20 protein-coding genes are annotated in these 26,551 nt (G+C 74.0%); 14 read left to right on the plus strand and 6 right to left on the minus strand.

The genetic code is table 11. The features are described from left to right. Positions 1 to 47: 47 nt before the first annotated feature. On the plus strand, positions 48 to 854 hold the full coding sequence (locus ACFWJX_RS38290; protein ID WP_383251338.1) for a pectate lyase: 807 nt from the start codon (positions 48 to 50) through the stop codon (positions 852 to 854). A gap of 75 nt (positions 855 to 929) precedes the next feature. Here the strand turns inward: ACFWJX_RS38290 and ACFWJX_RS38295 are convergent, their stop codons facing one another. Next, on the minus strand, positions 930 to 1,679 hold the full coding sequence (locus ACFWJX_RS38295) for a PaaX family transcriptional regulator C-terminal domain-containing protein (protein ID WP_383251340.1): 750 nt from the start codon (positions 1,677 to 1,679) through the stop codon (positions 930 to 932). Between the two features lie 72 nt (positions 1,680 to 1,751). Between ACFWJX_RS38295 and ACFWJX_RS38300 the strand changes: the two genes are divergently transcribed. From ACFWJX_RS38300 to ACFWJX_RS38310, 3 genes are all read left to right on the plus strand, one after another. Further along, on the plus strand, positions 1,752 to 3,428 hold the full coding sequence (locus ACFWJX_RS38300) for an acyl-CoA dehydrogenase family protein (protein ID WP_383251342.1): 1,677 nt from the start codon (positions 1,752 to 1,754) through the stop codon (positions 3,426 to 3,428). A gap of 130 nt (positions 3,429 to 3,558) precedes the next feature. After that, the gene (locus ACFWJX_RS38305) at positions 3,559 to 4,602 is read left to right on the plus strand and encodes a medium chain dehydrogenase/reductase family protein (RefSeq protein ID WP_383251344.1); all 1,044 of its coding nucleotides are present in this window, start codon (positions 3,559 to 3,561) and stop codon (positions 4,600 to 4,602) included. Positions 4,603 to 4,728: 126 nt separating this feature from the next. Then, the gene (locus tag ACFWJX_RS38310) at positions 4,729 to 5,340 is read left to right on the plus strand and encodes an SRPBCC family protein (protein ID WP_383251346.1); all 612 of its coding nucleotides are present in this window, start codon (positions 4,729 to 4,731) and stop codon (positions 5,338 to 5,340) included. A 22-nt stretch (positions 5,341 to 5,362) separates the two neighbouring features. On the opposite strand, the gene ACFWJX_RS38315 is transcribed toward ACFWJX_RS38310, so the two are convergent. Then, positions 5,363 to 5,935, minus strand: a complete 573-nt coding sequence (locus tag ACFWJX_RS38315) for a hypothetical protein (RefSeq protein WP_383251348.1) — start codon at positions 5,933 to 5,935, stop codon at positions 5,363 to 5,365. A gap of 279 nt (positions 5,936 to 6,214) precedes the next feature. Here ACFWJX_RS38315 and ACFWJX_RS38320 point away from each other — a divergent pair, with 279 nt between their 5' ends. The 4 genes from ACFWJX_RS38320 to ACFWJX_RS38335 all read left to right on the plus strand — a co-directional run bounded on the left by ACFWJX_RS38320 (position 6,215) and on the right by ACFWJX_RS38335 (position 10,154). Further along, complete coding sequence (locus ACFWJX_RS38320; protein WP_383251350.1) at positions 6,215 to 7,300, plus strand: WD40/YVTN/BNR-like repeat-containing protein; 1,086 nt, start codon at positions 6,215 to 6,217, stop codon at positions 7,298 to 7,300. A gap of 73 nt (positions 7,301 to 7,373) precedes the next feature. Then, entirely contained in the window at positions 7,374 to 8,051 is a 678-nt protein-coding gene (locus ACFWJX_RS38325) for a uracil-DNA glycosylase (protein ID WP_383251352.1), read from the plus strand. Continuing rightward, positions 8,048 to 9,052: an N-acetylglucosamine kinase gene (locus ACFWJX_RS38330; RefSeq protein WP_383251353.1), complete on the plus strand. Its 1,005-nt coding sequence runs from the start codon at positions 8,048 to 8,050 to the stop codon at positions 9,050 to 9,052. The genes ACFWJX_RS38325 and ACFWJX_RS38330 overlap by 4 nt, the downstream gene beginning before the upstream one ends. 172 nt (positions 9,053 to 9,224) lie before the next feature. After that, a complete protein-coding gene (locus tag ACFWJX_RS38335) occupies positions 9,225 to 10,154 on the plus strand; it encodes a sirohydrochlorin chelatase (RefSeq protein WP_383251355.1) in 930 nt (309 codons plus the stop codon). 117 nt (positions 10,155 to 10,271) lie between these two features. Here ACFWJX_RS38335 and ACFWJX_RS38340 read toward each other — a convergent pair whose 3' ends face one another. Both ACFWJX_RS38340 and ACFWJX_RS38345 read right to left on the minus strand, forming a co-directional pair. After that, positions 10,272 to 11,312 (minus strand): lactonase family protein, encoded by a 1,041-nt coding sequence (locus tag ACFWJX_RS38340; RefSeq protein ID WP_383251357.1) that lies wholly within the window; start codon positions 11,310 to 11,312, stop codon positions 10,272 to 10,274. Positions 11,313 to 12,021: 709 nt separating this feature from the next. Further along, the gene (locus ACFWJX_RS38345) at positions 12,022 to 13,515 is read right to left on the minus strand and encodes an FUSC family protein (RefSeq protein ID WP_383251359.1); all 1,494 of its coding nucleotides are present in this window, start codon (positions 13,513 to 13,515) and stop codon (positions 12,022 to 12,024) included. A 272-nt stretch (positions 13,516 to 13,787) separates the two neighbouring features. On the opposite strand from ACFWJX_RS38345, the gene ACFWJX_RS38350 reads away from it, so the two are divergent. Both ACFWJX_RS38350 and ACFWJX_RS38355 read left to right on the plus strand, forming a co-directional pair. Further along, positions 13,788 to 14,264: an Lrp/AsnC family transcriptional regulator gene (locus ACFWJX_RS38350; protein ID WP_383251361.1), complete on the plus strand. Its 477-nt coding sequence runs from the start codon at positions 13,788 to 13,790 to the stop codon at positions 14,262 to 14,264. A 127-nt stretch (positions 14,265 to 14,391) separates the two neighbouring features. Then, positions 14,392 to 17,190 (plus strand): beta-L-arabinofuranosidase domain-containing protein, encoded by a 2,799-nt coding sequence (locus tag ACFWJX_RS38355; protein ID WP_383251363.1) that lies wholly within the window; start codon positions 14,392 to 14,394, stop codon positions 17,188 to 17,190. A 12-nt stretch (positions 17,191 to 17,202) separates the two neighbouring features. Here the strand turns inward: ACFWJX_RS38355 and ACFWJX_RS38360 are convergent, their stop codons facing one another. Further along, positions 17,203 to 17,985, minus strand: a complete 783-nt coding sequence (locus ACFWJX_RS38360; RefSeq protein WP_383251366.1) for a LysR family substrate-binding domain-containing protein — start codon at positions 17,983 to 17,985, stop codon at positions 17,203 to 17,205. A 58-nt stretch (positions 17,986 to 18,043) separates the two neighbouring features. On the opposite strand from ACFWJX_RS38360, the gene ACFWJX_RS38365 reads away from it, so the two are divergent. Continuing rightward, the gene (locus tag ACFWJX_RS38365) at positions 18,044 to 18,439 is read left to right on the plus strand and encodes a DUF5997 family protein (RefSeq protein WP_383251368.1); all 396 of its coding nucleotides are present in this window, start codon (positions 18,044 to 18,046) and stop codon (positions 18,437 to 18,439) included. Between the two features lie 131 nt (positions 18,440 to 18,570). Further along, positions 18,571 to 18,960: a cold-shock protein gene (locus tag ACFWJX_RS38370; protein WP_383251371.1), complete on the plus strand. Its 390-nt coding sequence runs from the start codon at positions 18,571 to 18,573 to the stop codon at positions 18,958 to 18,960. Positions 18,961 to 19,023: 63 nt separating this feature from the next. Here the strand turns inward: ACFWJX_RS38370 and ACFWJX_RS38375 are convergent, their stop codons facing one another. Further along, on the minus strand, positions 19,024 to 20,391 hold the full coding sequence (locus ACFWJX_RS38375) for an alpha/beta hydrolase (protein ID WP_383251373.1): 1,368 nt from the start codon (positions 20,389 to 20,391) through the stop codon (positions 19,024 to 19,026). A gap of 201 nt (positions 20,392 to 20,592) precedes the next feature. Between ACFWJX_RS38375 and ACFWJX_RS38380 the strand changes: the two genes are divergently transcribed. Together ACFWJX_RS38380 and ACFWJX_RS38385 are read left to right on the plus strand one after the other, a co-directional pair. Beyond that, positions 20,593 to 21,447, plus strand: coding sequence for a DUF4132 domain-containing protein (locus tag ACFWJX_RS38380; RefSeq protein WP_383251375.1), 855 nt, complete (start codon positions 20,593 to 20,595; stop codon positions 21,445 to 21,447). Further along, positions 21,444 to 26,528, plus strand: coding sequence for a hypothetical protein (locus tag ACFWJX_RS38385; RefSeq protein WP_383251376.1), 5,085 nt, complete (start codon positions 21,444 to 21,446; stop codon positions 26,526 to 26,528). The genes ACFWJX_RS38380 and ACFWJX_RS38385 overlap by 4 nt, the downstream gene beginning before the upstream one ends. The last annotated feature ends 23 nt before the right edge of the window (positions 26,529 to 26,551 follow it).

Raw genomic sequence — 26,551 nt, forward strand, 5'->3', positions numbered from 1 at the left:
CATCGGAGAGCTTCGACCATCCCCCACCTGGAAGAAGGCATCGGGACATGACTTCCCCAGCATCCCTGCGCACCCACGGGCGCGCACTGACCGGCTCACTGGCCACTCTCGGCCTTGCGGTTGGCATGATCATGACTAGCGGAGCGCTCACTCCGGCGAGCGCGGCCACCTGGCCCACCGCGAACGGCAGCGAGGGCGTCTCCGCCACCATCCCGGTCTCGGGCACCAAGGACTACGGGATGAAGCGCCTGTACGGCACGGGCGACCTGGGCAGCGGCAGCCAGGACGAGGACCAGGGACCGATCCTGGAACTGGCCGCCGGCGCCGTCCTGAAGAACGTCATCATCGGCGCGCCCGCCGCCGACGGCATCCACTGCAAGGGCAGCTGCACGCTCCAGAACGTCTGGTGGGAGGACGTCGGCGAGGACGCGGCGACCTTCCGCGGCTCCTCGTCGTCCAACGTCTACAACGTCGTCGGCGGCGGAGCGAAGGAAGCCAGCGACAAGGTGTTCCAGTTCAACGGCGCCGGGACGCTGAACGTCTCGAACTTCGCCGTGAAGAACTTCGGCACCTTCATCCGCTCGTGCGGCAACTGCTCCACCCAGTACAAGCGGACGATCAACCTCAACACCATCGAGGTGACCTACAAGGGCAGCAGGCTCGTCGGCATCAACACCAACTACGGCGACAGCGCGACCCTGCGGGGCATCACGATCGTCGGGGACACCAGCAAGAAGATCGTCCCCTGCCAGAAGTACATCGGCAACGACGACGGTGACGAGCCGACGACCAACGGCTCGGGCCCCGACGGCACGTACTGCAAGTACTCCAGCTCGGACATCGCCTACAAGTAGGCCGAGCACCCGCAGGCCGGGAAATCCCCCCACGGACGGCCGGAGGAAGCGACCCGCACGCGCTTCCTCCGGCCGTCACGCGTGTGCGCGCGCGTGGGCCGTCACCTCCCGCTGGAAGTCGGCGTAGGCGGCGCGCAGTGCGGCACCGGGCCAGTCCGCCGGCAGCAGTTCGGGGGGCAGGACCGGGTCGGCGAGGAGATGGCGTACGACGGCCGCGAAGGCGGTGAAGCGGTCGCCGGGGCGATCGGCCCGCGCGAGGTGCGCGAGCAGGGCCCGGCCCTCGGCGGCCCACTCCCCCAACGGCCAGAGCGCGGCGGCCAGTTCCCCTGCGGGGGCGTCCGGGCGGGCGGTGAAGCACCGGGTGACGCCGTCCAGTTCGGCCGGCCAGGGGCGGGTCAGGGTCGCGGGGCGCAGCCAGACGCCCTCGCGCAGTTCGGCGAGCCGCAGGCGGGTCAACGCGTTGCGCAGTTCCGCGCGTTCGGCCGGGCCGCGGCCGGTGGCGGTGATCACGGCCATCTCCCAGTCGCCGCCCCAGGGCCGGGTCGCCGGGTGAACGGCGTCGTCCTGCCTCCGCTGTCGTTCCAGCAGGCGGTCGCTGAGGCCGTACACGGAACCGGTGCGCCGCAGGTCGCCCGCCGTCACCATCCGGCTGAGCGCGGCCCGCAGGGTGGAGCCGCCGACGCCGAAGGGCTCCACCAGCCGGACGAGCTCCTTCACCGGCAGTTCGGGCGGGTGGGTGCCGAGCAGCAGGCTCAGCACCACCGACCGGGCCGACAGCGGCGGCAGCTCCACCTCTCCGGACCCGGACGTCACGTTCCTGCGCATGAGGACGTACTGTACGTCCACCGACGATATTGCACTATTGCTACGACTGTACGAGACATGCAACATTGGGGCATGACCCTCATGGACGCAGAGCCCCGCACCCCGTCCCCCGCCACGCACGACGTCACCAACCAGCCCCCGCCCCTGACCCCGTACGACGCCTCCGACGACGTGGCCCTGCTGGAGGGGGTGCGGCGCGAGGGCGCAGGGTGGGCGGAGTCCGGCCTCCGTCGGCTCGGGCTGCGGGCCGGCGGCCCCGAGGCGCAGGAGTGGGGCGAGCTGGCCAACCGGCACGAGCCGGTGCTGCGCACCCACGACCGGTACGGCCACCGCGTCGACGAGGTCGACTTCCACCCGTCCTGGCACCAGCTGATGCGGGTCGCCGTCGCCGAGGGCCTGGCCGGGGCGCCCTGGGCGGACGACCGGCCGGGCGCCCACGTGGCCCGCACGGCCGGCGGGCTGGTGTGGGGGCACACGGAGGCCGGCCACGGCTGCCCGACCTCGATGACGTACGCCGCCGTCCCCGCCCTGCGCCACCAGCCGGAGCTGGCGGAGGTGTACGAACCCCTGCTGACCAGCCGTGAGTACGACCCGGGGCTGCGGGTGCCGACGGAGAAGCGCGGGCTGCTCGCCGGCATGGGGATGACCGAGAAGCAGGGCGGCTCGGACGTCCGGACGAACACCACGACGGCCACGCCCACCGCCGAGCCCGGGGTGTACACCCTGCGCGGCCACAAGTGGTTCACGTCGGCGCCGATGTGCGACGTGTTCCTGGTCCTCGCCCAGGCCCCGGACGGCCTGTCGTGCTTCCTGGTGCCGCGCGTGCTGCCCGACGGCACCCGCAACACCTTTCGCATCCAGCGACTGAAGGACAAGCTGGGCAACCGCTCCAACGCCTCCTCCGAGCCCGAGTTCGACGGGACGGTGGCCTGGCTGGTCGGGCCCGAGGGGCAGGGCGTGAAGACCATCATCGAGATGGTCAACTGCACGCGCCTGGACTGCGTGATGATGTCGGCGGCGCTCATGCGCAAGACGCTCGTCGAGGCCGGCCATCACACGCGCCACCGCGGCGCGTTCGGCGCGCGGCTGCTCGACCAGCCGCTGATGCGCAACGTTCTGGCGGACCTGGCGCTGGAGTCCGAGGCCGCGACGACGCTCACCCTGCGGCTGGCCGGGGCGGCCGACCGGGCGGTGCGCGGAGACGACGGCCACGGGCACGAGCGCGCTTTCCGGCGGATCGCGACGGCCGTCGGGAAGTACTGGGTGACCAAGCGAGGGCCGGCCTTCACGGCGGAGGCGCTGGAATGCCTCGGCGGCAACGGCTATGTGGAGGAGTCGGGCATGCCCCGGCACTACCGCGAGGCTCCCCTGCTGTCGATCTGGGAGGGCTCGGGCAACGTCAACGCCCTCGACGTCCTGCGGGCCTTGACCCGTGAACCCGCCACCGCGGACGCCTTCTTCGCCGAACTCGCCCTGGCGGACGGGGCGGACGCCCGGCTGGACGCGGCCGTGGCCCGGCTCAGGTCCGGGCTTGGGGAGGTCACGCAGGCCGGGGCCCGTCGGCTCGTGGAGCGGATGGCGCTGACCCTCCAGGCGTCACTGCTGGTCCGGTACGCCCCGCCCGCGGTCGCCGACGCCTTCTGCGCGACCCGGCTCGGCGGCGACTGGGGGCACTCCTTCGGCACCCTGCCCGACAGCGCCGACCTCGACGGGATCCTGCGGCGGGCGCTGTCGCCTGCCGGTGAGTGACGCCGGCCCCTCCCACCTGAGCTAGAGGAAGGCGCGCCAGTTAGAGGCTGTCACGAAAACTATTGACACTCCGCTCGACATCGGGTTACAACTTGTAACGAACACGAGAGAACGTAACTCAGCGGGCCACATGGAGGTCGTCGTGAACACCGAAGGACTCGTCGAAGTCGTCCTGCCGGGCAAGGTCGAGCCCGAGGGACTCCAGCTCCGGCACGGCTCCGTGCCCACCCCGGGCCCCGGACAGGTCGTCGTCCGGATGGAGGCGACCGGCGTCTCCTTCGCCGAGCAGCAGATGCGGCGCGGCCGGTACTACGACCAGCCGTCATTCCCCTTCGTGCCCGGCTACGACCTCGTCGGCACCGTCCTCGCGGCCGGTCCGGGCGTCGCGCCCGGCCTCACCGGCGTCCGGGTGGCGGCGCTGGTCAAGGTCGGCGGCTGGGCCAGCCACGTACTCGTCGACGCGGCCGACGTGGTGCCGGTGCCCGCCGGAGTCGGCGCGGCGGAGGCGGAGACCCTGGTGGTCAACGGCATCACCGCCTGGCAGATGCTGCACCGCAAGGCACGTGTCCGCGCCGGCCAGACCGTCCTGGTGCACGGCGCCAACGGCGGTGTCGGCTCGGTGCTGGTCCAGCTCGCCCGTGCGGCGGGCGCCGAGGTGATCGGCACGGCCTCCGCCCGCCACCACGACGCCCTGCGGGAGAACGGCGTGGAACCCGTCGACTACCGCACCGACGACATCCCCGCGCGCGTACGTGCCCTCGCCCCCGGCGGGGTGGACGCCGTCTTCGACCATGTGGGCGGCCGGGGCATCGTCGACTCCTGGCGCCTCCTCGCCCCGGGCGGCACGCTCGTCTCCTACGGCAGCGCCTCCACCCGGGACGACGAGGGGTCCGGCCAACTGCCCGTGCTCAAGCTGCTCGGCCGGGTGTGGCTGTGGAACGCCCTGCCCAACCGGCGCCGCGCCTACTTCTTCAACGTGTGGGCCGGGCGCGCCCTGTCCCGCAACCGCTTCCGGGCCCGGCTGCGCGCCGACCTCACGCAGGTCTTCGCCGCCCTCCAGCGCGGGGAGGTCACCGCCCGGATCGCCGCCCGACTGCCGCTCGCCCGCGTCGCCGACGCCCTGCGGCTGGCCGAGTCCGGGACCGTCGCCGGGAAGGTCGTGCTCCACCCGTAGCGCGCCGCCGTACCCCCGACCCCCTCCTGCTCTCCTCGACGAAGGAATCCCATGGCCAGCATGCGCCCCTCAGCCTCGGCGAAGCCCCAGGCCGAGCTTCAGCAAACCACGCAATCGCGACGGAGCGTGCGCAGGGCCGCCGCGGTCGCCGTCTCGCTCGCCGTGGCCGGAGTCCTCGGGACGACGACCGCTCCGGCCGCCGAGTCCGCCCCCGCCCGGACCGCACACCGGGACGCGTGCCGCGGGCAGGGCGTGGACGACTCCGCCCTGATCCGCTACGAGTCCGACATCGTGATCGACGCACCGCTGAGCACCGTGTGGAAGCTCCAGACCGACGTGGAGCGCTGGCCGACCTGGCAGACCCCCGTCACCAGTTCGGCGAGCCTCGACAGCGGCCCGCTGCGCAAGGGCTCCCGGTTCCACTGGACGACGCCCGCGCCCGCCACCCCGACGACCCCGGCCACCACCCTCGGCATCACGTCCACGGTCCAGCAGCTCCAGCGCGGGCACTGCGTCCTGTGGCGCGGCCCGGCGGTCGGGGAAGGCCTGCGCATCGACGAAGGGGTCCACCTGTGGACCTTCACGAAGGCGAAGGGCGGAGGCGTCCACGTCCACACCGCGGAGACCTGGACCGGCGCCCAGGTCGAGGCGGACGTGCCCACGGCCACCGCCGCTCTCGGCTGGGGCCTGGAGACCTGGCTGAGTGACCTCAAGGCCGCGGCCGAGGCCCGCTCCTGACACCCCACGGCCCACGCCCCGCTCAGCCCGTCGACCGCCCCCGCACCGCGTCGAACAGGGCCCACTCCACGCCCCACCGGTCCATCCGCCGGCGTTCCAGCCGACCACGCAGGTACCGGCCGCCGGCCAGCGGCAGGGCGGCCACGGTGACGCCCGCCAGGCCACCGACGAGCAAGGCCCGCACCCGGGCCTGGGCGGCGGTGGCCGGCTCCGTGACCAGGCGGCCCCGGGGGTCCGTCCACACCGTCACCACGGTGCCGGCGGCGCTGCCCGGGACGACCCTGGCCTGACCGGTGTGGGCCGAGCCGTCGGGCCCGGTCCAGCCGACCTTGGCCCAGACCCGCTCGCTGGAGTGCGCGGTGGCCTTTCCGGGCGCCCGCTCGGTCAGCCGTCCGGCGACCGGCCGCCACTCGACGCGCTCACGCGCCAGACTCTGTTCGACGGACCGGGCGGCGGTCCAGCCGCCCAGTACCCCGCACAGGACGGTCAGCGTCCAGGCACCGAGCACGACCCAGGCCTCCACCGTGTCGGAGCGCCGCTTGAGCGGATTGCGCCGCCAGCGCCACAGCCACACCCTCGGACCACGGAACGCCATCGAAGGCTTCCCTCCTCATGAGCGCATGAACATCCCGGCCGCCCTCCTATACGGGGCCGGCGGTCCGGATGCTCAGGACGAGTCCTCCGTCCCGACGGTCCCACGGACCCGGCCGCCGTGCGGGCCTCCCGCCAAAGCTGGCCGACACCTTGCGGTCCCGGCCCGTCATCGCCACTGTGACCTGCGGCGACGCGCTCTCCGGGGGTGCCTGTCAGTGGCTGGGTGCAGACTGGCCGGTGGTTGCGACAAGGACGTCACAGCACAGCGGAGGTGACCGGCATGACCGAGGTACTGCTCGCCGTGGGCACGCGCAAAGGCCTATTCATCGGGCGCGGGCGCGGCGGCACATGGGTGTTCGACGAATCCCCCTACTTCAACGCACAGGCGATCTATTCGGTCGCGATCGACACACGTGGCGACCGCACCCGGCTCCTCGCGGGCGGTGACAGCGCCCACTGGGGCCCGTCGGTGTTCCACTCCGACGACCTCGGCCGCAGCTGGACCGAACCGGCGAGGCCGGCCGTCAAGTTCCCCCAGGACACGGAGGCTTCGCTGGAGCGGGTGTGGCAGCTGCACCCGGCGGCCGGCGAGCCGGACGTGGTCTACGCGGGCACGGAACCGGCCGCGCTGTACCGCTCCGAGGACCGCGGCGAGAGCTTCGAGCTGGTCCGCCCGCTGTGGGAGCACCCGACGCGCTCCCGATGGGTACCCGGCGGGGGCGGCGAGGGCCTGCACACGGTGCTCACCGACGAGCGGGACCCGCGGGCGGTGACGGTGGCCGTGTCGACGGCCGGCGTGTTCCGCACAGCCGACGGCGGCGCCAGCTGGGCGCCCTCCAACTCCGGTGTCTCCGCGGTGTTCCTGCCGGATCCGAACCCGGAGTTCGGCCAGTGCGTGCACAAGGTCGCGCGGGACGCGGCGAACCCGGACCGGCTGTATCTGCAGAACCACTGGGGGGTGTACCGCAGCGACGACGCGGGCGCCCACTGGACGGACATCGGCGCCGGCCTGCCGTCCACCTTCGGCTTCGCCGTCGCCGCCCACCCCCACCGCGGGGACACGGCGTACGTCTTCCCGATCAACGCCGACGCGGACCGCGTGCCCGCCGACCACCGCTGCCGGGTCTACCGCACGTCCGACGCGGGCAGGAGCTGGGAGCCCCTCACGGCCGGTCTGCCGCAGGAGGACCACTACGGCACCGTCCTGCGCGACGCGCTCTGCACGGACGACGCGGACCCCGCGGGCGTGTACTTCGGCAATCGCAACGGCGAGGTGTTCGCCTCGGCCGACGACGGCGACAGCTGGCGGCAGTTGGCCTCGCACCTGCCGGACGTGCTCTGTGTGAGGGCCGCGGTGGTCGGATGAGTCCGACGGGGGGAGCGTGGGGTCCTGGCCACCGGTTGATCGCCGCTGCCTGTACGGCAGTAGGGTGACGCCCGTGGCACCACGACCCTTGCATGAGATCGTCGAACCGGGCTGGGCGAAGGCCCTCGAACCCGTGGCCGGACGGATCGCCGAGATGGGCGACTTCCTGCGCGCGGAGATCGCCGCGGGACGCACCTACCTCCCCGCCGGACCCAACGTCCTGCGAGCCTTCCAACAGCCCTTCGACGAGGTCCGCGTCCTGATCGTCGGGCAGGACCCGTACCCGACGCCGGGTCACGCGGTGGGCCTGTCCTTCTCGGTCGCGCCCGACGTACGGCCGCTGCCCGGCAGTCTGCTCAACATCTACCGGGAGCTGAACACCGACCTGGGGCTGCCCCAGCCGTCCAGCGGCGACCTGACGCCGTGGACGCGGCAGGGTGTGCTGCTGCTCAACAGGGCGCTCACCACGGCCCCGCGCAAACCCGCGGCGCACCGCGGCAAGGGCTGGGAGGAGGTCACCGAGCAGGCGATCCGGGCGCTGGCCGCACGCGGCAAGCCGCTGGTGTCCGTCCTGTGGGGCCGCGACGCACGCAACCTGCGTCCGCTGCTCGGCGATCTGCCCTCGGTGGAGTCGGCGCATCCCTCGCCCATGTCTGCGGACCGGGGCTTCTTCGGCTCGCGGCCGTTCAGCCGGGCCAACGACCTGCTGATCAGGCAGGGCGGCCAACCCGTGGACTGGCGCCTGCCGTGACCTCGCCCGCGGGTCCGGAGCCCACCCCCGGCGTCCTCGCCGTGGACTCGGGCGGCTCCGGACTGCGGGTGGCCCTCGGCAGGGCCGACGGCGGTGCGCCGGCCGTACGGTCGTCGCGGGTCCCGGTGCGCACCGGCGCGCGGGGCATCGACCCCGAGCACCTGATGGAACAACTGGTGCCCATGGCGCGGGCGTTGGCTGCGGAGACCGGTGTGTCGCGGCCGGTCACGGCGGTGGTCGGTGCCGCCGGTCTCGCCACCCTCGGCGATGCGCTGCGGGCCGAGCTGCCGGGCGCGCTGGCGCGGGAGTTCGGGGTCGGCACGACCGCCCTCGCCGCCGACGCCGTCACCGCCTACGCCGGTGCCCTCGGCACCGGTCCGGGGGCCGTGGTGGCCGCCGGGACCGGACTGATCGCGCTCGGCACCGACCTGACGGCCTGGCACCGGGCGGACGGCTGGGGCCATCTGCTGGGCGACTGCGGCGGCGGCGCGTGGATCGGGCGGGCCGGCCTGGAGGCCGCGCTGCGCGCCCACGACGGCCGGTCCGGCGGTTCCGCCGCCCTCCTGGCCTGCGCGGAGGAGCAGTTCGGTCCGATGCCCGCTCTGCCCGGCCTGCTCTACCCGCGCCCCGACCGCCCCGCCGTCCTCGCCTCCTTCGCGCCCCGGGTGGCCGCCTGCACGGCGGCCGACCCGGTCGCCGCGGACATCCTGCGCACGGCGGCCCGGCACATCGCCGACTCCGCCGCCGCGGTCTGCCCGCGCGACGCGGAACCCCGCCCCCGCGTCGCCGTCACCGGCGGCCTCGTGAAACTCGGCGAGCCCCTCCTCGTACCGCTGGCGGAGGAGCTGGCACGGCGGCTGCCGCACGCGCGGATCGTGGCGGCCGCCGGTGATCCGCTGGACGGCGCCGTCCGCATCGCCACCGATCTCGCGACCGGCAGGCTCGGCCTGCCGGTCGACGAGACGATGCTCAGCGTGGCTCCGAACGGCCCGGCGGCGTGAACGGCGCGTCATGACGGAAAAGGGGGATTGACCCCTTCGAGGGCAAGTCGCCCGGAATACATGCTGATCACTTCTGATCCGTACGTAACTCATCAGACAAAACCGGACGGATACCGCTCACCTGCACCCTCCCCGAACAGGGGAGCCCAGGAAGCCAGTAACATGCGGCGCCATGAGCTCCCCCACTGGGCCCGCGTCCGGCCTCCCTGTACGAATGCCGCGCCCCCGCCAACCCGGGCGGCACCGCCGACCCGAGCCCCTGGCGGCTCCCGAGGGCGCGCCCGCGCTCGTTCTCGCGGTGCCGGGTACGCCGAGCGCCGCCGTCCGCGGTCTCGCCGAGGAAGTCGTGAGCATCGCCCGCTCCGAGCTTCCCGGTCTCGACGCGCGCATCGGGTACCTCGACGGGGACGACGCCGAGTTCCCCGCCCTCCAGGCCGTCCTGGCGCACGCCGCCGACGAACGCATCGCCCGGTACGAGCGGGCCCGCGCCGCCGGGGTGGACGCCGAGGAGCCCGACGGCCCGGTCGCCGTCGTCGTACCGCTGCTGGCCGGGCCGGACAGCGCCCTGCTGCGCCAGGTCCGCCAGGCCGTCATGGACAGCCGGGTCGCGGCCGACCTGACCGATGTGCTCGGCCCGCACCCGCTGCTCGCCGAGGCGCTGCACGTGCGGCTCTCGGAGGCCGGTCTGGCCCGCGCCGACCGCGCCCGTCTGTTCACCGTGACGACGGCCGCGGACGGCATCATCCTCGCCTCCGTGGGCGGCGAGGAGGCCGTGCAGGCCGCCGGGATCACCGGCATGCTGCTCGCCGCGCGCCTCGCCGTGCCGGTCATGGCCGCGGCCCTCGACCAGGAGGGTTCGATCGCCTCCGTCGCCGAGCAGCTGCGCGGCTCCGGCTCGCAGCACCTGGCCCTGGCGCCGTACCTCATCGGCCCGGAGATCGACTCCACGCTGCTGGAGGAGGCGGCCAGGGAGGCGGGCTGCCCGTCCGCCGAGGCCCTCGGCCCGTACCCGGCCATCGGCAAGCTCGCCCTGGCCAAGTACACGACCGCCCTGGGCATCGCGCCGCAGCAGGCGCAGGGCACGCCGGCCCGCCAGTCGTAAGTGACGCGGGCATGAGCCCGTACGACCTGCAAGGACGCCGAGAGGGCCCGCTCCCCGACCGAGGAGCGGGCCCTTCGTCGTTCCGGGCTTCCGGCCGTACGGGCAGGCGCGGCGGCTTCAGCCGAGGACCACGCAGGACGCCGCGGGCACCCGGATCGACCCGCCGCGCCGGGGCAGTCCGGTGGCCTGGTCGAGGGCGAACCAGGTCACGTCGCCGGAGCGCTCGTTCGCGACGTACAGGAAGCCGGCCGACTCGGCGAGCGCGCGCGGCCAGCGGCCCGCGCAGGACACCGTGCCGATGAGGCGCAGCGCCTCTCCGCCGCCCTCGACGGCGAACACCGACAGCACGTCCTCGCCCCGGGTCGCGGTCCACACGAACCGTCCGTCGGGCGAGACGGCGATGCCGGACGGGTAGGCGTCACCGGCGGGCGCGCCGGGCAGGACCGGGACCTCCGCCAGCGGCTTCAGGGAGCCGTCCGGGGCGTCCCAGCGGCAGACGGTGACGGTCGGGGTGAGTTCGTTGACGACGTAGGCGTGGCCGCCGCCAGGGTGGAAGACCAGGTGGCGGGGGCCTGAGCCGGGGCGCAGGGCGGACTCCCGGTGCAGGACCGGGCTGCCGTCGCGCAGGTCGCACACCCGCACGGAGTCCGTCCCGAGGTCCACGCTGACCACCCAGCGTCCGCTCGGGTCGGCCTGCACCTGGTGGGCGTGCGGCCCCTGCTGGCGCCGGGTGTGCGGGCCGGCGCCGCTGTGCCGGAGCGTCCCGGAGGCGGCCGGGGCGAGGGTGCCGTCGGCCCGGACGGGCACGGCGGTGACGCTGCCGGAGCCGTAGTTGGCGGTCAGGACGTGCCCGTCGAACACGCTGAGGTGCGTGGGACCGTTGCCGTCGACCGGCACGGCCGGCCCCACCCGCTCCGGGACGTCCCCGGCCACGCTGTACGCGGCCACCGCGCCCTCGGCGGTCTCGCTGACGGCGTACAGCGTGCCGCCGCCCGGCGACAGCGCCAGGTACGCGGGATCGGGCAGGCTGTTCACGCTGCTCAGGACGGTCAGCGCGCCGCTGTGCGGGTCTACGGCCGCCGCCACGATCCCGGGCCCGCCGGCCGCCGTGAACGACCCGATGAACGCCCGCTGGGGCCGCCTGCCGACGTCTGCCACCGCTGTCCCCTCTCGTGCCGCCGCTGTCCGGGCCGACGGTAGCAGTCGACAACGGGCGGTCTAGACCAACGTCGAGCGGGTGACACGGCAGCTCGCCGAGGGGTTTCGACGCGCTGTGCGAGCGGCCGGCGGGGGCGGGACACCGGTCGACCGGGCGTGGCGGGGGCGGTCGAGGAGTGTGGTCCGATCCCGCTCGGCTCGGCACCTGCCCCGACGTCGTGGGCGCCCGCGAGGGCAGGTGCGGGCTGTGCAGCGACGGCCGCACCCAGGACCCACCGGGCGCGGAGCCACCGAGGACGGGCTGAAGTCCCGGCTCGAGCCCGCAGCGGCTCCCCCGGCTCGGGCCACGGCCCGCTCGACGGTGGGGCCGCCCGGCAGATCGCACAACCGGGGCGCGGGACCCCCAGAGCCGGGCAACACGGCCCTTCCCGCGGCCCGCAACGACCGCGCCTCGCCGAGGACTCGGCGGGCGACGCCGCCCCGGACCGCTACCGCTCATACCCGGCCTCCGACCAGGCAGGGCACGCGAAGGGCACCCCTCGGACCGGGGAAGGGCACGCCAGCCGTCGCCTCGGCCCGTGTCGGCCGAAGCGCCTCCGACCCGACCCGACGCGACCCGCCCCGGCCCGGCTCGGCGCGGCCCCGGAGTCGACGTCGGCCGCCTCCCTGCCGTCCGCGGAGCCCCGCGCCGGTCGAAAGGCCAGGCTCCTCAGGCCCCCACCAGCGGCGAGCCCGGCGGGGTGCGCAGGGGGTGGGCCAGTTCCGCGAGGGCCCGTTCGAGGCCGTGCAGGTGGGCCAGCGCCGGTTCGGTCGCCGTGGGGTGGTCGGAGGGCGTGAGGTGTTCCGTGCCGCCCTCGGTCAGTGCCTCCACCGCGGCCTGCACGCGCCAGCAGGCGGCGGCGAGGCGGGCGTCGTGGGAGGCCTCGGGGTCGGCCGCGACGGCGACGAGTCCGCGGATCTCGCGGGCGCAGTCGTCGAGCAGGCCGAGGACGCGGCGGGCACGCGCCTTGCGGCCGAGCATCGGGTTCAGCGGGTGCACGAGCGGGGCGACGGACAGCCGGACCCGCCCGAGGAGCTGCTCCAGTTCGGCGACGCGCGCGCCGGGGTCGGCGGCGGGGTCGCCCGCGAGCCGGGCGGCGGCCTCGGCGGTGCAGGCGTGGACGCAGCGCAGTGCGCGCTGGATCCAGGCGTCGGTGACGGAGTGGGTGGTGACGGGCAGGACGAACAGCACCGCGAGGACCGCGCCGAGTGCGCCCACGCCGGTCTCGGCGAGGCGGACCGTGAGCAGGCCGGGACTGAGCACGCCGAGGAGTCCGTAGAGCAGCTCGGCGAGCAGCGTCACCCAGAGCATCATCCAGGTGTAGGAGACGGCGGCGGTGTAGAAGATGCCGAAGACGCAGACGGCGACGAGGGCGGCCGTGGGCACGCCGGCGCCGTGCAGGGGCACGGCGACGAGGAGTCCGAGGCCGATGCCGATGACCGTGCCGAGCACCCGGCGGAAGCCGCGGACCAGGGTCTCGCCGCGGGAGGTGGTGTTGACGAAGATCCACCAGGTGGCGCCGACGGCCCAGTACCAGCGCTCCCCGGACACCAGCTGGCCCACGAGGAGCGCGAAGCCGGCGCCGGCCGTCGCCTGGACGGCCTGACGGGTGGTGACCCGGGCGAGGCCACGGCCGCCCGGCGGGGCGGGCACGACGGCCGGGGGCAGCCGGCGCTCGTAGCACCACAGGCCGAAGCGCACGGCCGCCGCGGTCAGGACGGAGAGGATGACGGCGGCGGCCAGTTCGGGGAGCCGCCCGCCGGTCGCGTGCAGGAACTGGGCGACGAAGAACATCATGAACGCGAAGACGCCCAGGCTGTGCCCGCGCGGCCCCCAGCGGCGTGCGTACACGCCCGCGCCGGTGACGGCCAGGAAGGTCAGGTCGCGCGCCAGGGGATCGTCGTGCAGGAGGGCCGCGGCGGCCAGCACGGGCAGGCCCACAGCGGGCAGCAGCGCGGTGGTGACCGCCTGCCGGCGCACGGTGGTGTCGGTGACGGTGAACAGGGCGAGCAGCGCGGCGAGCCCGCCGGTGACGGCGCCCGCCAGGGAGTGCCCGGCGAGGCCGCAGACGACGACGGCCAGGCCGATGCCGAGGACGGCCCGCGCGGCGAAGCGCAGCCGTACCCGCCCCGGATCCGGAGCCACGAACACCCTCTTCAGCACTGCTTCCCGCCCCCATCGGTCACCTGTGAACACCGGCATGAAAAAGGCGCCGCGGGATCCGCAGCGCCATCGACGGCTCCATGACAGCACCCATGGCGCCGCTGGCTCAAGTGGCTCCGCATTCACTGGTCCATTGGCCCAACAGTTGCCCTCCGGGAAGAACCGTTGAAGAGCCAACGGACCAGGAACGGCCGGTCCGCCCGGAATGCGTCCGGCTGGGCCATTGGTACAGTCGGCCGCGATCACCGATGAACACGAGGAGTCCGGGCACCATGGCCGTCGACCAGCTCGACACCCGCATCCTGCGTCTGCTGCTCGAGCAGCCCCGCACCAGCGTGCGGGAGTACGCGCGCCTCCTCGGCGTGGCCCGCGGCACGCTCCAGGCCCGCCTGGACCGGCTGGAGCGCGAGGGCGTGATCACCGGCACGGGCCCGTCCCTCTCCCCCGCCGCGCTCGGCCACCCCGTGCTCGCGTTCGTGCACATCGAGGTCACCCAGGGCCACCTCGACGACGTGGGCGACGCGCTGGCCGCCGTACCGGAGATCGTCGAGGTGTTCTCGATCACCGGCGGCGGCGATCTCCTCACCCGGGTCGTGGCGCGCGACAACGCCCACCTGGAGGACGTGATCCAGAAGCTGATCAGCCTCCCCGGCGTGGTCCGCACCCGCACGGAGGTCGCGCTGCGCGAGCGGGTGCCGTACCGCCTGCTGCCGTTGGTGGAGTCGATCGGCCGCACGGCCGGTGGCTGACGGCGGCCACTCTTCGCCAATCACGTCGGCACCGTTGACGCCCTCCGTCACCCCTCATAACGTCTGGTCGACAATCCGCACACTGTCCGTGATATCGAACAACCGTGGACCCCCGGAGGAGCAGCACATGGCACCGCCCCTCACCAGACGGACCCTTCTCCAGAGCGCGATACTCGCCGCCGCCGTCCCCGGAACCGGGGGTGCGGCGGCTTCGGCCGCCTCGGCCGCGTCCACGGCGACGGCGCTGCCGCCCCCGGCCGCGTGGGCGCTCCAGCCCTTCCCCCTCGACACCGTCCGGCTCGGCGCCGGCGTCTTCGCCGCCAAACGGCAGCTGATGCTCGACCACGCCCGCGGCTACGACGTGAACCGGCTGCTCCAGGTGTTCCGCGCCAACGCCGGCCTGTCCACCCTGGGCGCGGTCGCGCCCGGCGGCTGGGAGGGGCTCGACGGCGAGGCCAACGGCAATCTGCGCGGCCACTACACCGGACACTTCCTCACCATGTTGTCCCAGGCCTACGCGGGCAGCGGCGAGCAGGTCTACGCGGACCGGATCGGGACGATGGTCGGTGCGCTGACCGAGGTGCGGGAGGCGCTGCGCCACGACCCGGCCGTACTGAGCGTCGACGGACGATTCGGCCCGGCGGCCGAGAACGTCCGCGGCTCCCACCGGTACGTCGACCTGCCCGCCGGAGTGCTCGGCGGGGCCGCCGAGGTCACCCTGGCCGCCTGGGTGAAGCCCACGCACGACGGCAACTGGGCCCGCGTCCTCGACTTCGGCAACGACACGACCCGCTATCTGTACCTGGTCGCGCGCAACGGGAACGGTGTGCCCCGGTTCGCCGTCACCACCGGCGGGCCCGGCGCCGAACAGGGCCTCGACGGCACCGCCGCACTCCCCCTGAACCGGTGGAACCACCTCGCGGTCACGATCGGCGGCGGCACCGGGACGCTCTACGTCAACGGCACGGCCGTCGCCCGGAACACGGCGATGTCCCTGACCCCGGCCGCCCTCGGCACCCTCGCCCATCACTGGCTGGGCCGCTCCCACTACGCCTCCGACCCCGTCTTCGCGGGCGCCTTCGGCGGGTTCGACGCCTGGTCGCGCGCCCTGACCGCCGACGAGATCACCGGGCTGCAGGGCGCCCGCGTCTCCGGTGACCTCGTCTCGTACGCCTTCGACGAGACGTCCGGCTCCGCCTTCGCGGACTCCTCCGGGCGGGGCCTGACCGCCACCCTGCGGCGCACCTGGGGCGCCCCCAGTCATCCGGGGTTCCTCGCCGCGTACCCGGAGACGCAGTTCGTCCAGCTGGAGTCGATGACCGGCAGCGACTACACGCGCGTGTGGGCGCCCTACTACACCGCCCACAAGATCCTGCGGGGTCTGCTCGACGCGCACCTCGCCACCGACGACGCCCGCGCCCTGGACCTGGCGGCCGGCATGGCCGACTGGATGTACTCCCGGCTGTCGAAGCTGCCCCAAGCCACGCTCCAGCGCATGTGGGGGCTGTTCTCCAGCGGTGAGTTCGGGGGCATCGTCGAGGCGATCGTCGATCTGCACGCGCTCACCGGAAAGGCCGAACACCTCGCGCTGGCCCGGCTGTTCGACCTCGACCGGCTCATCGACGCGTGCGCGGCGAACACCGACATCCTCGACGGCCTGCACGCCAACCAGCACATACCGATCTTCACCGGGTACGTCCGGCTGTACGACGCGACGGGCGAGGAGCGCTACCTCACCGCCGCGAAGAACTTCTGGGACATGGTCGTACCGCACCGGATGTACGGCATCGGCGGCACCAGCACGGGCGAGTTCTGGAAGGCGCGGGACCTCATCGCGGGGACGATCAGTGCCACCACGGCCGAGACGTGCTGCGCGTACAACCTGCTGAAGCTCAGCCGGACCCTGTTCTTCCACGAGCAGGACCCGAAGTACATGGAGTACTACGAGCGGGCTCTGCTCAACCAGGTCCTCGGTTCCCGGCAGGACCGGGCGGACGCGGAGAAGCCGCTGGTCACGTACTTCATCGGGCTCACGCCGGGCCATGTGCGCGACTACACGCCGAAGCAGGGCACCACGTGCTGCGAGGGCACCGGCATGGAGAGCGCCACGAAGTACCAGGACTCGGTGTACTTCAAGGCCGCCGACGGCAGCGCGCTGTACGTCAACCTCTACAGCCCGACCACGCTGAACTGGGCCGAGAAGGGCATCACCGTCACGCAGAGCACCGACTTCCCGCGCGAGCAGGGCACCACGCTCACCGTCCGGGGCCGTACGGCGTCCTTCGCGCTGCGGCTGCGGGTTCCGTCGTGGGCGACCGCCGGGTTCCGGGTGACGGTCAACGGCCGCCAGGTGAGCGGCACTCCGACGCCCGGCACCTACTTCCCGGTGTCCCGGACCTGGCGCGACGGGGACACCGTGCGCGTGTCGGCGCCGTTCCGGCTGCGGGTCGAAAAGGCCCTGGACGACCCGTCGTTGCAGACCCTGTTCCTCGGCCCGGTGAACCTCGTCGCCCGCAACCCGTCGACGTCGTACCTGGAGTTCGGCCTGTACCGCAACGCGGCCCTCTCCGGGGACCTGCTGCCCTCGCTCACGCCCGTGAGCGGGAAGCCGCTGCACCACACGCTCGACGGCACCGAGTTCGCGCCCTTCTTCGAGGGGACCGAGGACCCCACGCACGCCTATGTACGGCGCGCGGAGCCCCGTGTCGTCTTCGGGAACAGCGATTCCGGGGTGGCCGATCCCGCGAAGGCGGACGGCACCACGCTGCTCGACGAGGTCTGGGCGGGGGCGCCGTTCAGCGCGAAGGGGGCGCTGGTGAGCCGGGTGCGGAGCGTGGTGGACGCCTGGGTCGCAGCCGGGCTGCTCGGGCAGGCCGACGGGGAGAAGGTGGTGAGCACCGCGCGGGGCGCGACGTTCGTGCCGTGACCCGGGGTGCCGCTACGACCGGCGGCGGGGCTTGCCGGGCTTGCCGCCGGTGCCGCGCCGGCCGCCGCCCTTGGCGCCGCCGGCGCGGCCCCGCGCGGCCCCGCCCGAGCCGGCCTTGCGCGGGGCGGCACCGCCGGTCCTCGGCTTGGCGCGCTCGGCCTTCGGCTCGGCGGGCTGCTGCTGGCCCCGGCCGCGGGTGCTGTTGACGGTGCGGCCGCGGACGATGCCGATGAAGTCCTCGACCAGGTCGGTCGTGGCGTCCTCCGGCCAGGACAGGGCGACGCTGGACTGCGGGGCGTCCACGAGGGTCCGGTAGGTGAGGTCGCGGCGGTGGTGCAGCCGGGCCAGCGACTGGGGCACGACCAGGACGCCGATGTTCGCCGCGACCAGATCGATCGCGTCGGCCGTGGTCGCCGGGCGCTCGAAGGCGGGCTCCCCCGGGAGCTTCTCCCAGCCGAGGACGTCGTCGAGGGGGTGGATGACCACCTCGTCGGCGAGGTCGTCGAGGGTCACCTCGTCCGCCGCCGTGATCACGTGGTCCTTGGGGACCACCACAACGGTCGTCTCGGTGTAGAGGGGGATCGCGCTGAACGCCGTACGGTCCACCGGGAGCCGTACGAAGGCCGCGTCCGCGGTGCCCTCGCGCAGCGCCTCGGGGGCCTCGGCGGGCGTCACCTGGAGGAGGGTGAGGGGCACGTCGGGCAGGCGCTCATGCCAGGTCCGGGCCCACTTGGCGGGGGTCACTCCGGGGACGTACGCGAGCCGGAACGAGGGGGAATCCGCCGAGTCGGTCATCCCGCCAGGTTACCGGCTGTGGTCGGCGGTCCGGTCCGCGGCCGATAGTCTGGACAGCATGAAGTCGCACCAGAGCACCCAGACGATGAAGCCCGCGACCGCGGCGAAGAAGCTGGGTGTGTACCTCCCCGCCACCCCCGCCGAGTTCCAGGAGGGTGTCGTCACGCGCGCCGAACTGAACGAGCTCCAGGCGAACCCGCCGGAATGGCTGCGCGCCCTGCGGGAGAACGGCCCGCACCCCCGTCCCGTGGTCGCGGCGAAGCTCGGCGTGTCCATCGCCGGACTGGCGCGCGGCGGCGTCACGGAGGCGCTGACCAGCGAGCAGATCCAGGAGATCAAGGACGCCGGGCCCGAGTGGCTGGAGAAGGAGCGCACCACCCAGGCCGAGGTCCGCAAGGAGGCGGCGCGCCTCAAGCAGCGCGACGCCGAGAAGGCCGACGGCGCGGAGGCCTGACCGGCGTCCCGTATCCCTCGTGACGTGGGACCCTGCCCGGCGCGCCCGTGATGGTCGCTCCGGGCCGTCGGGGTGACTACGATCTGCTCAGGTCCACCGACGTGGGTGTTTCGAGGTTGCTGGGGGTTGGGATGGTTGCTGGTCGTGTGGTGCGCTTCGACAGCCAGCGGGGTTACGGGTTCATCGCGCCCGACGACGGCGGGGAGGATGTCTTCCTGCACGTCAACGACATGCTGATGCCCGAGTCGCAGGTGCGCCGGGGCATCGTGGTCGAATTCGAGATCGAGGACGGCGAGCGCGGTCCGAAGGCGTCCGGCGTGCGGCTCGCGCGCGGGGCCGACGGCAAACCGCTCGCGGCCGACGACGACGTCCTGTGCGACGTCCTCAGCACCGAGGAGTTCACCCGTGACGTCACCGAGTCCCTGCTGACGGCGGCGCCCTCGCTGACCGCCGAGCAGATCCTCCAGGTGCGCTCCGGGCTGGCCCAGTTCGCGAAGAACCACGGCTGGGTCGAGGGCTGACCAACGGCTGACCGCACCGGCCGGGATCCCCGGCCGGTGCGTCTTCCGTTCCCGGCGCCGCGGTCAGCGGTCGCGGCCCACCGTCAGGGATGCCGGGTGGTAGGCGATGTACGCCGCTCCGTCGAGGCCGAGGCCGGTCGCCGCGCGCTGGAGGGCGGCAGGGGTCGCGACCTGGTCCCAGCGGCCGGTGTCCACCCGGTGCTCGAGCGCGTGCAGCGCGGCGACGGTCTCCGCGGTGGTGAAGGTGCAGTGGCCGACGCGCTCGACGTACGCCTGCCGCAGCAGCGCTCCGTCCCCGGCCGCGCGGACCCGCTCGCCGAAGCGGCGCTCCTGCTCGACCGGCACCAGGTCGTCGGCGACGGTGTGCACGTTCAGCAGCGGTACGGCGAGTCCCTGGCCGGCGGACGAGGTGCGCTCGGCGGTGCGGACGGCCTCCGGGTCCGCGGTGATCGAGGCGCCCGCCGTGAGCTTCGCCAGATCGGTACGGAGGTTCAGGCCGGCCGACTTGTACAGGGCGCGCACCTGCGGGGCGTGCGTGGAGCCGGCGAGGAGACGGGCGTAGTCGACCCCGCGGTTCCAGGAGTTGTTGCCACCGACGGACCGCTCGATGTGGTGGCGGCCGGTCTCGACGAAGCCGAGAATGCCCTGCGCGAACCAGGCGTACTGCTGCTCCTGCTGCTCCACCCAGTCCGTCGGTGCGGGTGCGGTCTCGCCCGGCGCCCAGGCGGGCAGGTTGAGGAAGGCCGCGGCCAGGGCGATGCGGGCGCGGCCCTGGGAGGTGGCCTGCGCGGCGGTGACGGCGGCGGTGAGCGCGTCGGCGGTGGCGGCGGCCTCGGCCATGGTGTCCAGGCCCACCAGTTCCGGGGGCTCCTGCCCCTCGGGCAGCAGGAGGCGGGCGATGGTGTACTCCGCGTCGAGCTGGTAGTTCTCCAGGTCGGTGCCGCCCGCGACCAGTCCGCACAGGCCGAGCGCTCCGTCGATGCGGCCGGCGCCGTCGCGGGCGAGCTGCGCGTTGACGAGCCCGCCCATGGACTGGCCGACGCCGAAGGTGCGGCGCGGGGTGCCGATCTTCGCGGTGACCGCGTCGACCGTCGCGAACTGGTCGCGGGCCGCGCTCTCGAGCGCCCACCACGGGCCGTTCGGGTCGTACGAGGAACCGGCCAACGCGTAGCCCTGCGCGAGGAGTTCGGTGCGGACGGCCTCGGAGGGGGCGTTACGGGCGACGGTCGGGCCGAAGCCGTGGCTGAAGACGAGAAGGGTGCCGTTCCAGTCGTCGGGGACGTCGGCGATCCAGGTGGCGCCGTCGGCGAGGGTGCCGGTGAGGCGGGCGGCGGCCTGCGTGTCCGCCTGCGCTACGGGGGCCGCGAGGGTGAGGGACATGGTCAGCGCCAGGGCTGCGAGGGCGGTGCGGGGTCGGGTGCGGACGCGCATGACGACGGCTCCTGTCGGTGGGGGTGGAGCGTGAACGTGCGGATACTCAGTGCACTGACGGCTGCGAATCTAGGGCCGTTTTCTTACCGGCGTCAACGCAGTGCACAACATCATCGGCACATCGCCTCCCGTCCGGATCCGTTGTCAGTGGCCTGATCTAGAGTTCCGGTCACTTGATCACTGCGGGTGCAGGAGGCACACATGGGGTGGGTGTCGGCCGGCGACTACGAAGTCGCCCTAGACGACGGCAAGGTGGTGTGCCGCAACGCGGCCGGGCGGCGGTTGAAGTCCGTCCCGCCCAAGCTCGCCGACGATCCGGCCGTGGTGGGCCTGCGTCAGCTCGTCGAATGGCTGGAGCGCCACGAACACCGGTGCCTGGCCGACGTGGAGCGCTGGATGGTGCGCTCCCTGCCGGTGCCGTTCGCCGTCCTCGCGCGGGTGTGGCCCGACCCGGCGTGGCAGGCCGCCCTGCGCGACCTCGTCGTCACCGGGGAGGACGGCGAAGTGGCCGGATTCCTGCGGGACGCCGACCCGGAGCGCGGCCTCGGCCTGGTGGACCTCGACGGCGACACCGTCCGCATCACCCCCGGCCTGGTCCGTCTCCCGCACCCGGTGCTCCTCGAAGAGCTGGAGGAGCTACGGGAGTTCGCCGTCGAACTGGGCGTCGAGCAGCGCGCCCAGCAGCTGTTCCGGGAGGTCTGGCAGCGACCCGCCGCGCTCGACACCGAGGGCACCTCCGTCGAGGAGTACGCGGGGGGCGCCTTCAAGGAGCTGCGTTTCCTGCACGGCAGGGCCGCCCAGCTCGGCTACCGCGTGCGCGGCGGGAACGCCGTCTGCTCCGTCCTGGAGGACGGCCGGGGCGTCGAGGCCAGGGTGTGGATCGGCGACTACGACGGCTACGAGGAGACCGAGACCGGTCCCCTCACCTTCACCGACCCGGCCGGCCGAGCCCTGAAGCTCGGTCAGGTCGGGCCGGTGGCCTGGTCCGAGGGCATGCGCATGGCGGCCTCGCTGTACGCCGGGCGGGACATCGAGGACGAGGAGCAGGCGGCATGACGACGTACGACGAGACGACTTCCGCGGCACTGCTCGACGCCGGCGCGATCCTGCCGCCGGGCACCACCGGCCGGGAGGACGCCGACGTCCTCACCGTGCGCACGTACACGCATCCCGCGCTGGACGAGCGGGAGATCGTGCGGCTGGTGCCGGGCACGCTCGGCGAGGCGGAGGACCTGGCCCTGGACTTCCTCGGCCTGGCCCGGGAGCCGGCGACGCCGGAGGTCGGACAGGTCCGCCGGGAGACGCTCGGCTTCCCCGCCTGGGCACTGGTCAACGACCCGGCGAACGGCCACCACGCACTGGCCCTCGTCAAGGACGTCGAGCGGCTCTCCCGGCAGGCCAAGTCCCGCCCCGGCACCGCCAAGGAGGGCTTCGAGGCACTCGGCGAACGGCTCGGCCGGTCCGTGCCGCACTTCCTGCCCACCTTCTACGAGCAGGCCGCCCGCGTCTTCCTCCAGCACGAGAACACCACGTACGCCGCCGCGTTCTTCGGCAAGGCCCGCGAGGCCGAGCGGGTGCACGCGCTGGCCGTGGACGAGGAGCGGCAGCGGGCCGTCTTCCTGGAGTTCGCGTTCGCCGGGGCGCTGACCGTGAAGGCGCTCAAGGAGCACGTCAAGGCCCTCGCAGCGCGCCTCAGTCCCGCCGAGGCCTGGTCCCAGTTCCGGCAGTTGACCGTGGAGCGCTGCGCGGCCGGCATGCCGCCGTACGCCTCGCTGCCGCAGGACGCGCGCGGGCTCGTCAAGGCCGCGGGCCTGGACCGGGTCGCCGAGGAGTGCGCGCTCGTCGCCGACCTCATCGCCTCGCCGGCGGCGGTCCGGGCGCCCGCGTCCTTCTGGAACACCTACCGGGCGACGCTGGTGCTGCTCGCCGAGCAGCAGCCGGCCGTGCGCACCCGGCTGCTGGAGATCATGCCGTCGGGCCTGGGCCGCTCCACTCAGGACGACGAGTTCTGGCTGACGCTCCTCACCGAGTGCGGCGCGGATCTGCTCCTCACCGGAGAGGCCGAGTCCGACGTCGACGCGGCGGACTGGCTCAGCCGCTGGTCCCTGCACCGCAAGCACGGCTCCTCGGTCAGCGGCCGATCGCCGGCCACGATGGCGCTCGTCGAGCGGATGGCGTCGCGGCTGCGTGACGGCGGCCGGCCCGTGGACCTCTTCACCGGACGCTGGCATGCCGGAGCCGACCTGGACCTCCTCGACCTCTGCCTCGCGGAGGGCGTGCCGCTGACGCTGCCCGGCGCCGGCCAGAACGTCTTCCTCCCCCTGAACCAGTGGCTGAAGGACACCGCGCCGGGACGGCGCGAGCTGACGGCCATCGCGGCCGACCCGCGCCACCGCCGGCTGTTGTACGCGTCCGTCGGCACGCTCGGCGGCCACCGGCCCGACGCCCGGCTGCTGGACGGACTGGCAGATCACCCCGTGCTGGCCGACGTGCTCCGCGAGTGGCTGGAGGACGCGGCGAAGGAGCTGACCGCCGCGGCCGGGCTGCCCTCCGCGCGCGCGGCGCTGGACAAGCTGCGGCCGTTCCGCACGATCGCGGCCCGGGTCAGCCCGGCCGCCGTCGCCGAGGTCGCCGCGCACGAGGTCGCGCCGCTGCTCGGCCGCACGCTGCGCGCCGGCATCCCGGACGAACTGGGCTGGCCCGCCCTGGAGGAGGCGCTCGGGCGGCTGGATGCCGAGACCAAGCGCGACCGCGACGACACCCTGCGCGTCGAGGAGGCCTGGCCCGCTCTGATCCTCGCCCGCAAGCACAAGGTGGTCGTCGTCGGCCCGGAGGGCATCCTCCTCGAACACGACCTGCGGCTGCCCGACGGCCTGGACCGCTGGCAGCGTCCGTCGTTCCGTTTCACGGACGGCGAGCTTCTGGTGACGTGGCGGGACGGCGGCAAGCAGTTCGGCTACTGGTCGGCCCGCCCCTCGGACACCTTCCCCCTCGGCGGCGAGCAGCTCGCCCACTGGTACGGCGCCAACGACGCCGGCGAACCGTCGATCCCGCTGCCCGGAGGCGGCCGGGCCACCGGCGGGCGCACGCTGCACACCGGTGACACCGTCCTGCCGCCGAGCCGCCGCATCCTCGGCGACGGCACCTCGTACTGGCGTGAGGGCCGGCAGGGGCGCATGCAGGTGTGGCTGGAGTACGACCCCGCCACCGGCACGCACGGTCGCGCTTCGCTGCCCGCCTTCCTGCAGACGGGCATCCGCGAGGACGCCTCCCTGCTCCAGCAGCACTGTGCGGTGCTGCCGCTCCAGCCCGGTCTGGAGCACAGCCCGTTCGGCACGGACGGCACGGTCCTCGGGCGCTGGGTGCGCGAGGAGGGCGAGGGCGCGGAGGCCCGCACCACCGCCGGTACGCCGGACGGACGCACGGTCTCCCTGCCGAAGGGCCGCGACGGCGTCGTACGGGGCGTGCCGGTCGGCGCGCTGCGGCTCCCCGGAGGGGCCGAGCCCGTCGTCGTCGCCCTGCACCGGGGGATCGCCTTCTACACGGCGGACGACACCTCCGAGGCCGGGGAGTCGGGGCGCGTGACCCCGCTGGAGCGGGGCGGCGAGTTCGCCGCCGGCACGCGGCTCGTCCCGCCGGTCGACTTCTGGCACGCGCTGCGGCCACGGGACGAGGCGGCGTCGGCGGTCCTGCGGTCGCTGACCGACGAGCAGGCGGCCGCGGTGCTGCGCGCCGGGGCGGAGGCGCTTGCCGAGCATGCCGTGCGGTGGGCAGCGGCCAGGGCGACCGAGGCGGCCACGGCGGCTACGGCGGCTACGGCGGCTACGGCGGCTACGGCAGGGAGTTCCCCGGGGGCGGGAGCCGCCGCCCCCGGCCACCCTGCCCTTCCCAGCTCCGACGAGGTGCTGCGCGGGACGGTCTCCCGTTGTCTGCCCGGTGTCACCGAGCCGCACCTGCTCACCGGGGTCTCCGCCCTGGTGCGCGCGGTGCTGCGGCTCGCGGAGTCGACCGCGGCGTTCGTGGCACCGCCGGTGGAGCTGAAGCCGGTGGAACGGCGGCGCGTCGCGGGCATGTTCCTCGACTTCAGCCCCCGGCACGCCGACGACCAGACGCTGCGGGAGGCCACCGCGGGCCTCGCCGACCAGCAGGGCTGGTGGGGCGGCGGGCAGGAATGGAGCGGCGTGCGGCAGATCCGCGCCGTGAACCACGTGCTGTCCGGCAAGCCCGCCGACGGCAGGCCGCTGCCCGAGCGCTCCCGCTCGACGGGGTCCGCCGAGGGCTGGCGCAGCGACGACTTCACCGTCCCCGGCATCGGCCGGATGATGTGGCCGTCCCTGCTCGACGTGTTGCGGCCGCTCGCCTACCGCGCCGCCTCCCCGGTCGTGACCGAGGCGCACCGGGAGGGCCTCCTGGTGCTGTTCGAGTTGATCGCGGACGGCCCGCTGGCCGCCGCCGACGGCGGCGCTCTGCGGGAGATCGTGCTGAGCGAGCCACAGGACAAGCACGAGCGCCTCGGTCAGGTGCTGCGGCGGGACGGTCGCACGGTCGTCGTCCTCGGCTGCCAGCAGGTGGACCGGGCGAACGGGCGTGTGCACTGGCTGGCCCTGGACCACGATCCGTCCGGCGCGTTCGGCGCGATCGCCCACTTCGTGCTGGAGCGGGAGACCGCGCACCCGCCGGTGTTCCCCGCGGACGCCCTGGCCGCCGTCACCGAGCTGATCCGGGACAAGGGCGCCGCCCCTTGGCAGCCGGGCGCGCCGGACGCGCTCACCGCAGCGACAGGGGGCGGGCTCGGACCCGTTCAGTCGGCGCTGCTGCTGGCCGGCAAGCCGGCGGAGGTGGCCACGGAGGTGCTCGCGACGATCGGGCTGAAGCCCCGCCAGAAGACCTTCGGGGACAGCATGCTGACCTCCTTCCGGCGCGGCGACGGGCCCGCCCTCGTCGGCGCCCTGCTGCCCGACAGCCCCGGTGACCTGTGGACGGCCGGTCCGGACACGGCAGCCGCGGGACGCGTGTGGGAGGAGCGGTTCGGCGGGTTCGTCCGGCTCCCCGAGGACATCGCCGCCGATCTCGAACTCGCCGGGGTGTCCATCGGCTCGGTCGAGGACGTGCTCAACCCGACCCGGACGCCCTGGATCAGCCGCACCACCGTCCAGCGGCCCGGCAAGAACGGCGACCTCGTCCCCGACGACGCGCGGGCGCTGCCCGGCCGCTACCAGCTGACGAACGCCGTGGCCTCCCTGGCCGGGCTCGCCTACACCCTGCCGTACGGCCATCCGCTGCGCGCCGCCCTGCCGGAGGGGCTCGCCGCGGTGCGCCGGCGCCTCACGGACCCGGGACTGCTGCTCGATCTCGACGTCACCTGGGCGGAGAAGGGCACGACCGCGCCCGGACTGCGCAAGGCGTACGGTCTGCCCGCCACCGGCGGCACCGACGCGGACGGTCTGACGCGCCTGGGCGACGCGCTGGTCCTGCGCCCCTGGTACCAGGACCAGGAGGCGGTCCTGGTCCGCCCGGCCGGGCTGACCGGGCCCGACGACAGCGTGTTCGGGCTCGTCGAGGGGCTGGCCGGACCCGGACGGGGCAGCGGGCTGCGGGCGCTGCGGGCCCTCCTCGGCGACGACCTCTCCCGTGCGCTCGCCGCCGGCATCGGCCCCCGGGCATCCGACGGGCCCGGCGGGCACGCCCAGGACCCGACGGTAGCCGTGCCGGAGCTGGTCGCGGAGGTCTCCGGGGCGCACGGTCTGAGCGAGGACGCGGCGGCGCTCTACCTCCAGTTGCTCGCCCTGCCCGACCCCACGGACCGCAACTGCGCCCGCTGGACCGGCTGGAGGCCCGCCCGCATGAAGAAGGCCCGTGCCGAACTCACGGCGACGGACCTGGTCGTGGAGGCCAAGCGGCCGCGCGCCGGGCGCACCCTCTTCCTGCCGTGCGGCTGGCGCGACCTCAAGGCGCCCGCGCTGCCGGTCGAGGTGTGGAAGGAGCGCCTCTACCCGGTGGGCGAGCACACCCGCGCGGTGCCCCTGGTGCCCGTGCCCGAGCTGTTCACGCGCGCGTGGGACCGCGTCCGCGCCGGTGACGCCCCGGCCTACGAGGAACTCACCACCCGGGCCACCCGCAAGGGCCGCCGCCGATGACCACCGTCCCCCCGCACCTGGAA

The sequence above is a fragment of the Streptomyces sp. NPDC058335 genome, from assembly GCF_042723915.1.
GTDB lineage: Bacteria > Actinomycetota > Actinomycetes > Streptomycetales > Streptomycetaceae > Streptomyces.

What these genes read in the sequence shown, in the direction of transcription:
- ACFWJX_RS38290 (WP_383251338.1), top strand. Translation starts at nt 48, where the DNA reads ATGACTTCCCCAGCATCCCTGCGCACCCACGGGCGCGCACTGACCGGC.
- ACFWJX_RS38295 (WP_383251340.1), bottom strand. Translation starts at nt 1,679, where the DNA reads ATGCGCAGGAACGTGACGTCCGGGTCCGGAGAGGTGGAGCTGCCGCCG.
- ACFWJX_RS38300 (WP_383251342.1), top strand. Translation starts at nt 1,752, where the DNA reads ATGACCCTCATGGACGCAGAGCCCCGCACCCCGTCCCCCGCCACGCAC.
- ACFWJX_RS38305 (WP_383251344.1), top strand. Translation starts at nt 3,559, where the DNA reads ATGGAGGTCGTCGTGAACACCGAAGGACTCGTCGAAGTCGTCCTGCCG.
- ACFWJX_RS38315 (WP_383251348.1), bottom strand. Translation starts at nt 5,935, where the DNA reads ATGGCGTTCCGTGGTCCGAGGGTGTGGCTGTGGCGCTGGCGGCGCAAT.
- ACFWJX_RS38320 (WP_383251350.1), top strand. Translation starts at nt 6,215, where the DNA reads ATGACCGAGGTACTGCTCGCCGTGGGCACGCGCAAAGGCCTATTCATC.
- ACFWJX_RS38335 (WP_383251355.1), top strand. Translation starts at nt 9,225, where the DNA reads ATGAGCTCCCCCACTGGGCCCGCGTCCGGCCTCCCTGTACGAATGCCG.
- ACFWJX_RS38350 (WP_383251361.1), top strand. Translation starts at nt 13,788, where the DNA reads ATGGCCGTCGACCAGCTCGACACCCGCATCCTGCGTCTGCTGCTCGAG.
- ACFWJX_RS38355 (WP_383251363.1), top strand. Translation starts at nt 14,392, where the DNA reads ATGGCACCGCCCCTCACCAGACGGACCCTTCTCCAGAGCGCGATACTC.
- ACFWJX_RS38360 (WP_383251366.1), bottom strand. Translation starts at nt 17,985, where the DNA reads ATGACCGACTCGGCGGATTCCCCCTCGTTCCGGCTCGCGTACGTCCCC.
- ACFWJX_RS38365 (WP_383251368.1), top strand. Translation starts at nt 18,044, where the DNA reads ATGAAGTCGCACCAGAGCACCCAGACGATGAAGCCCGCGACCGCGGCG.
- ACFWJX_RS38370 (WP_383251371.1), top strand. Translation starts at nt 18,571, where the DNA reads ATGGTTGCTGGTCGTGTGGTGCGCTTCGACAGCCAGCGGGGTTACGGG.
- ACFWJX_RS38375 (WP_383251373.1), bottom strand. Translation starts at nt 20,391, where the DNA reads ATGCGCGTCCGCACCCGACCCCGCACCGCCCTCGCAGCCCTGGCGCTG.
- ACFWJX_RS38380 (WP_383251375.1), top strand. Translation starts at nt 20,593, where the DNA reads ATGGGGTGGGTGTCGGCCGGCGACTACGAAGTCGCCCTAGACGACGGC.
- ACFWJX_RS38385 (WP_383251376.1), top strand. Translation starts at nt 21,444, where the DNA reads ATGACGACGTACGACGAGACGACTTCCGCGGCACTGCTCGACGCCGGC.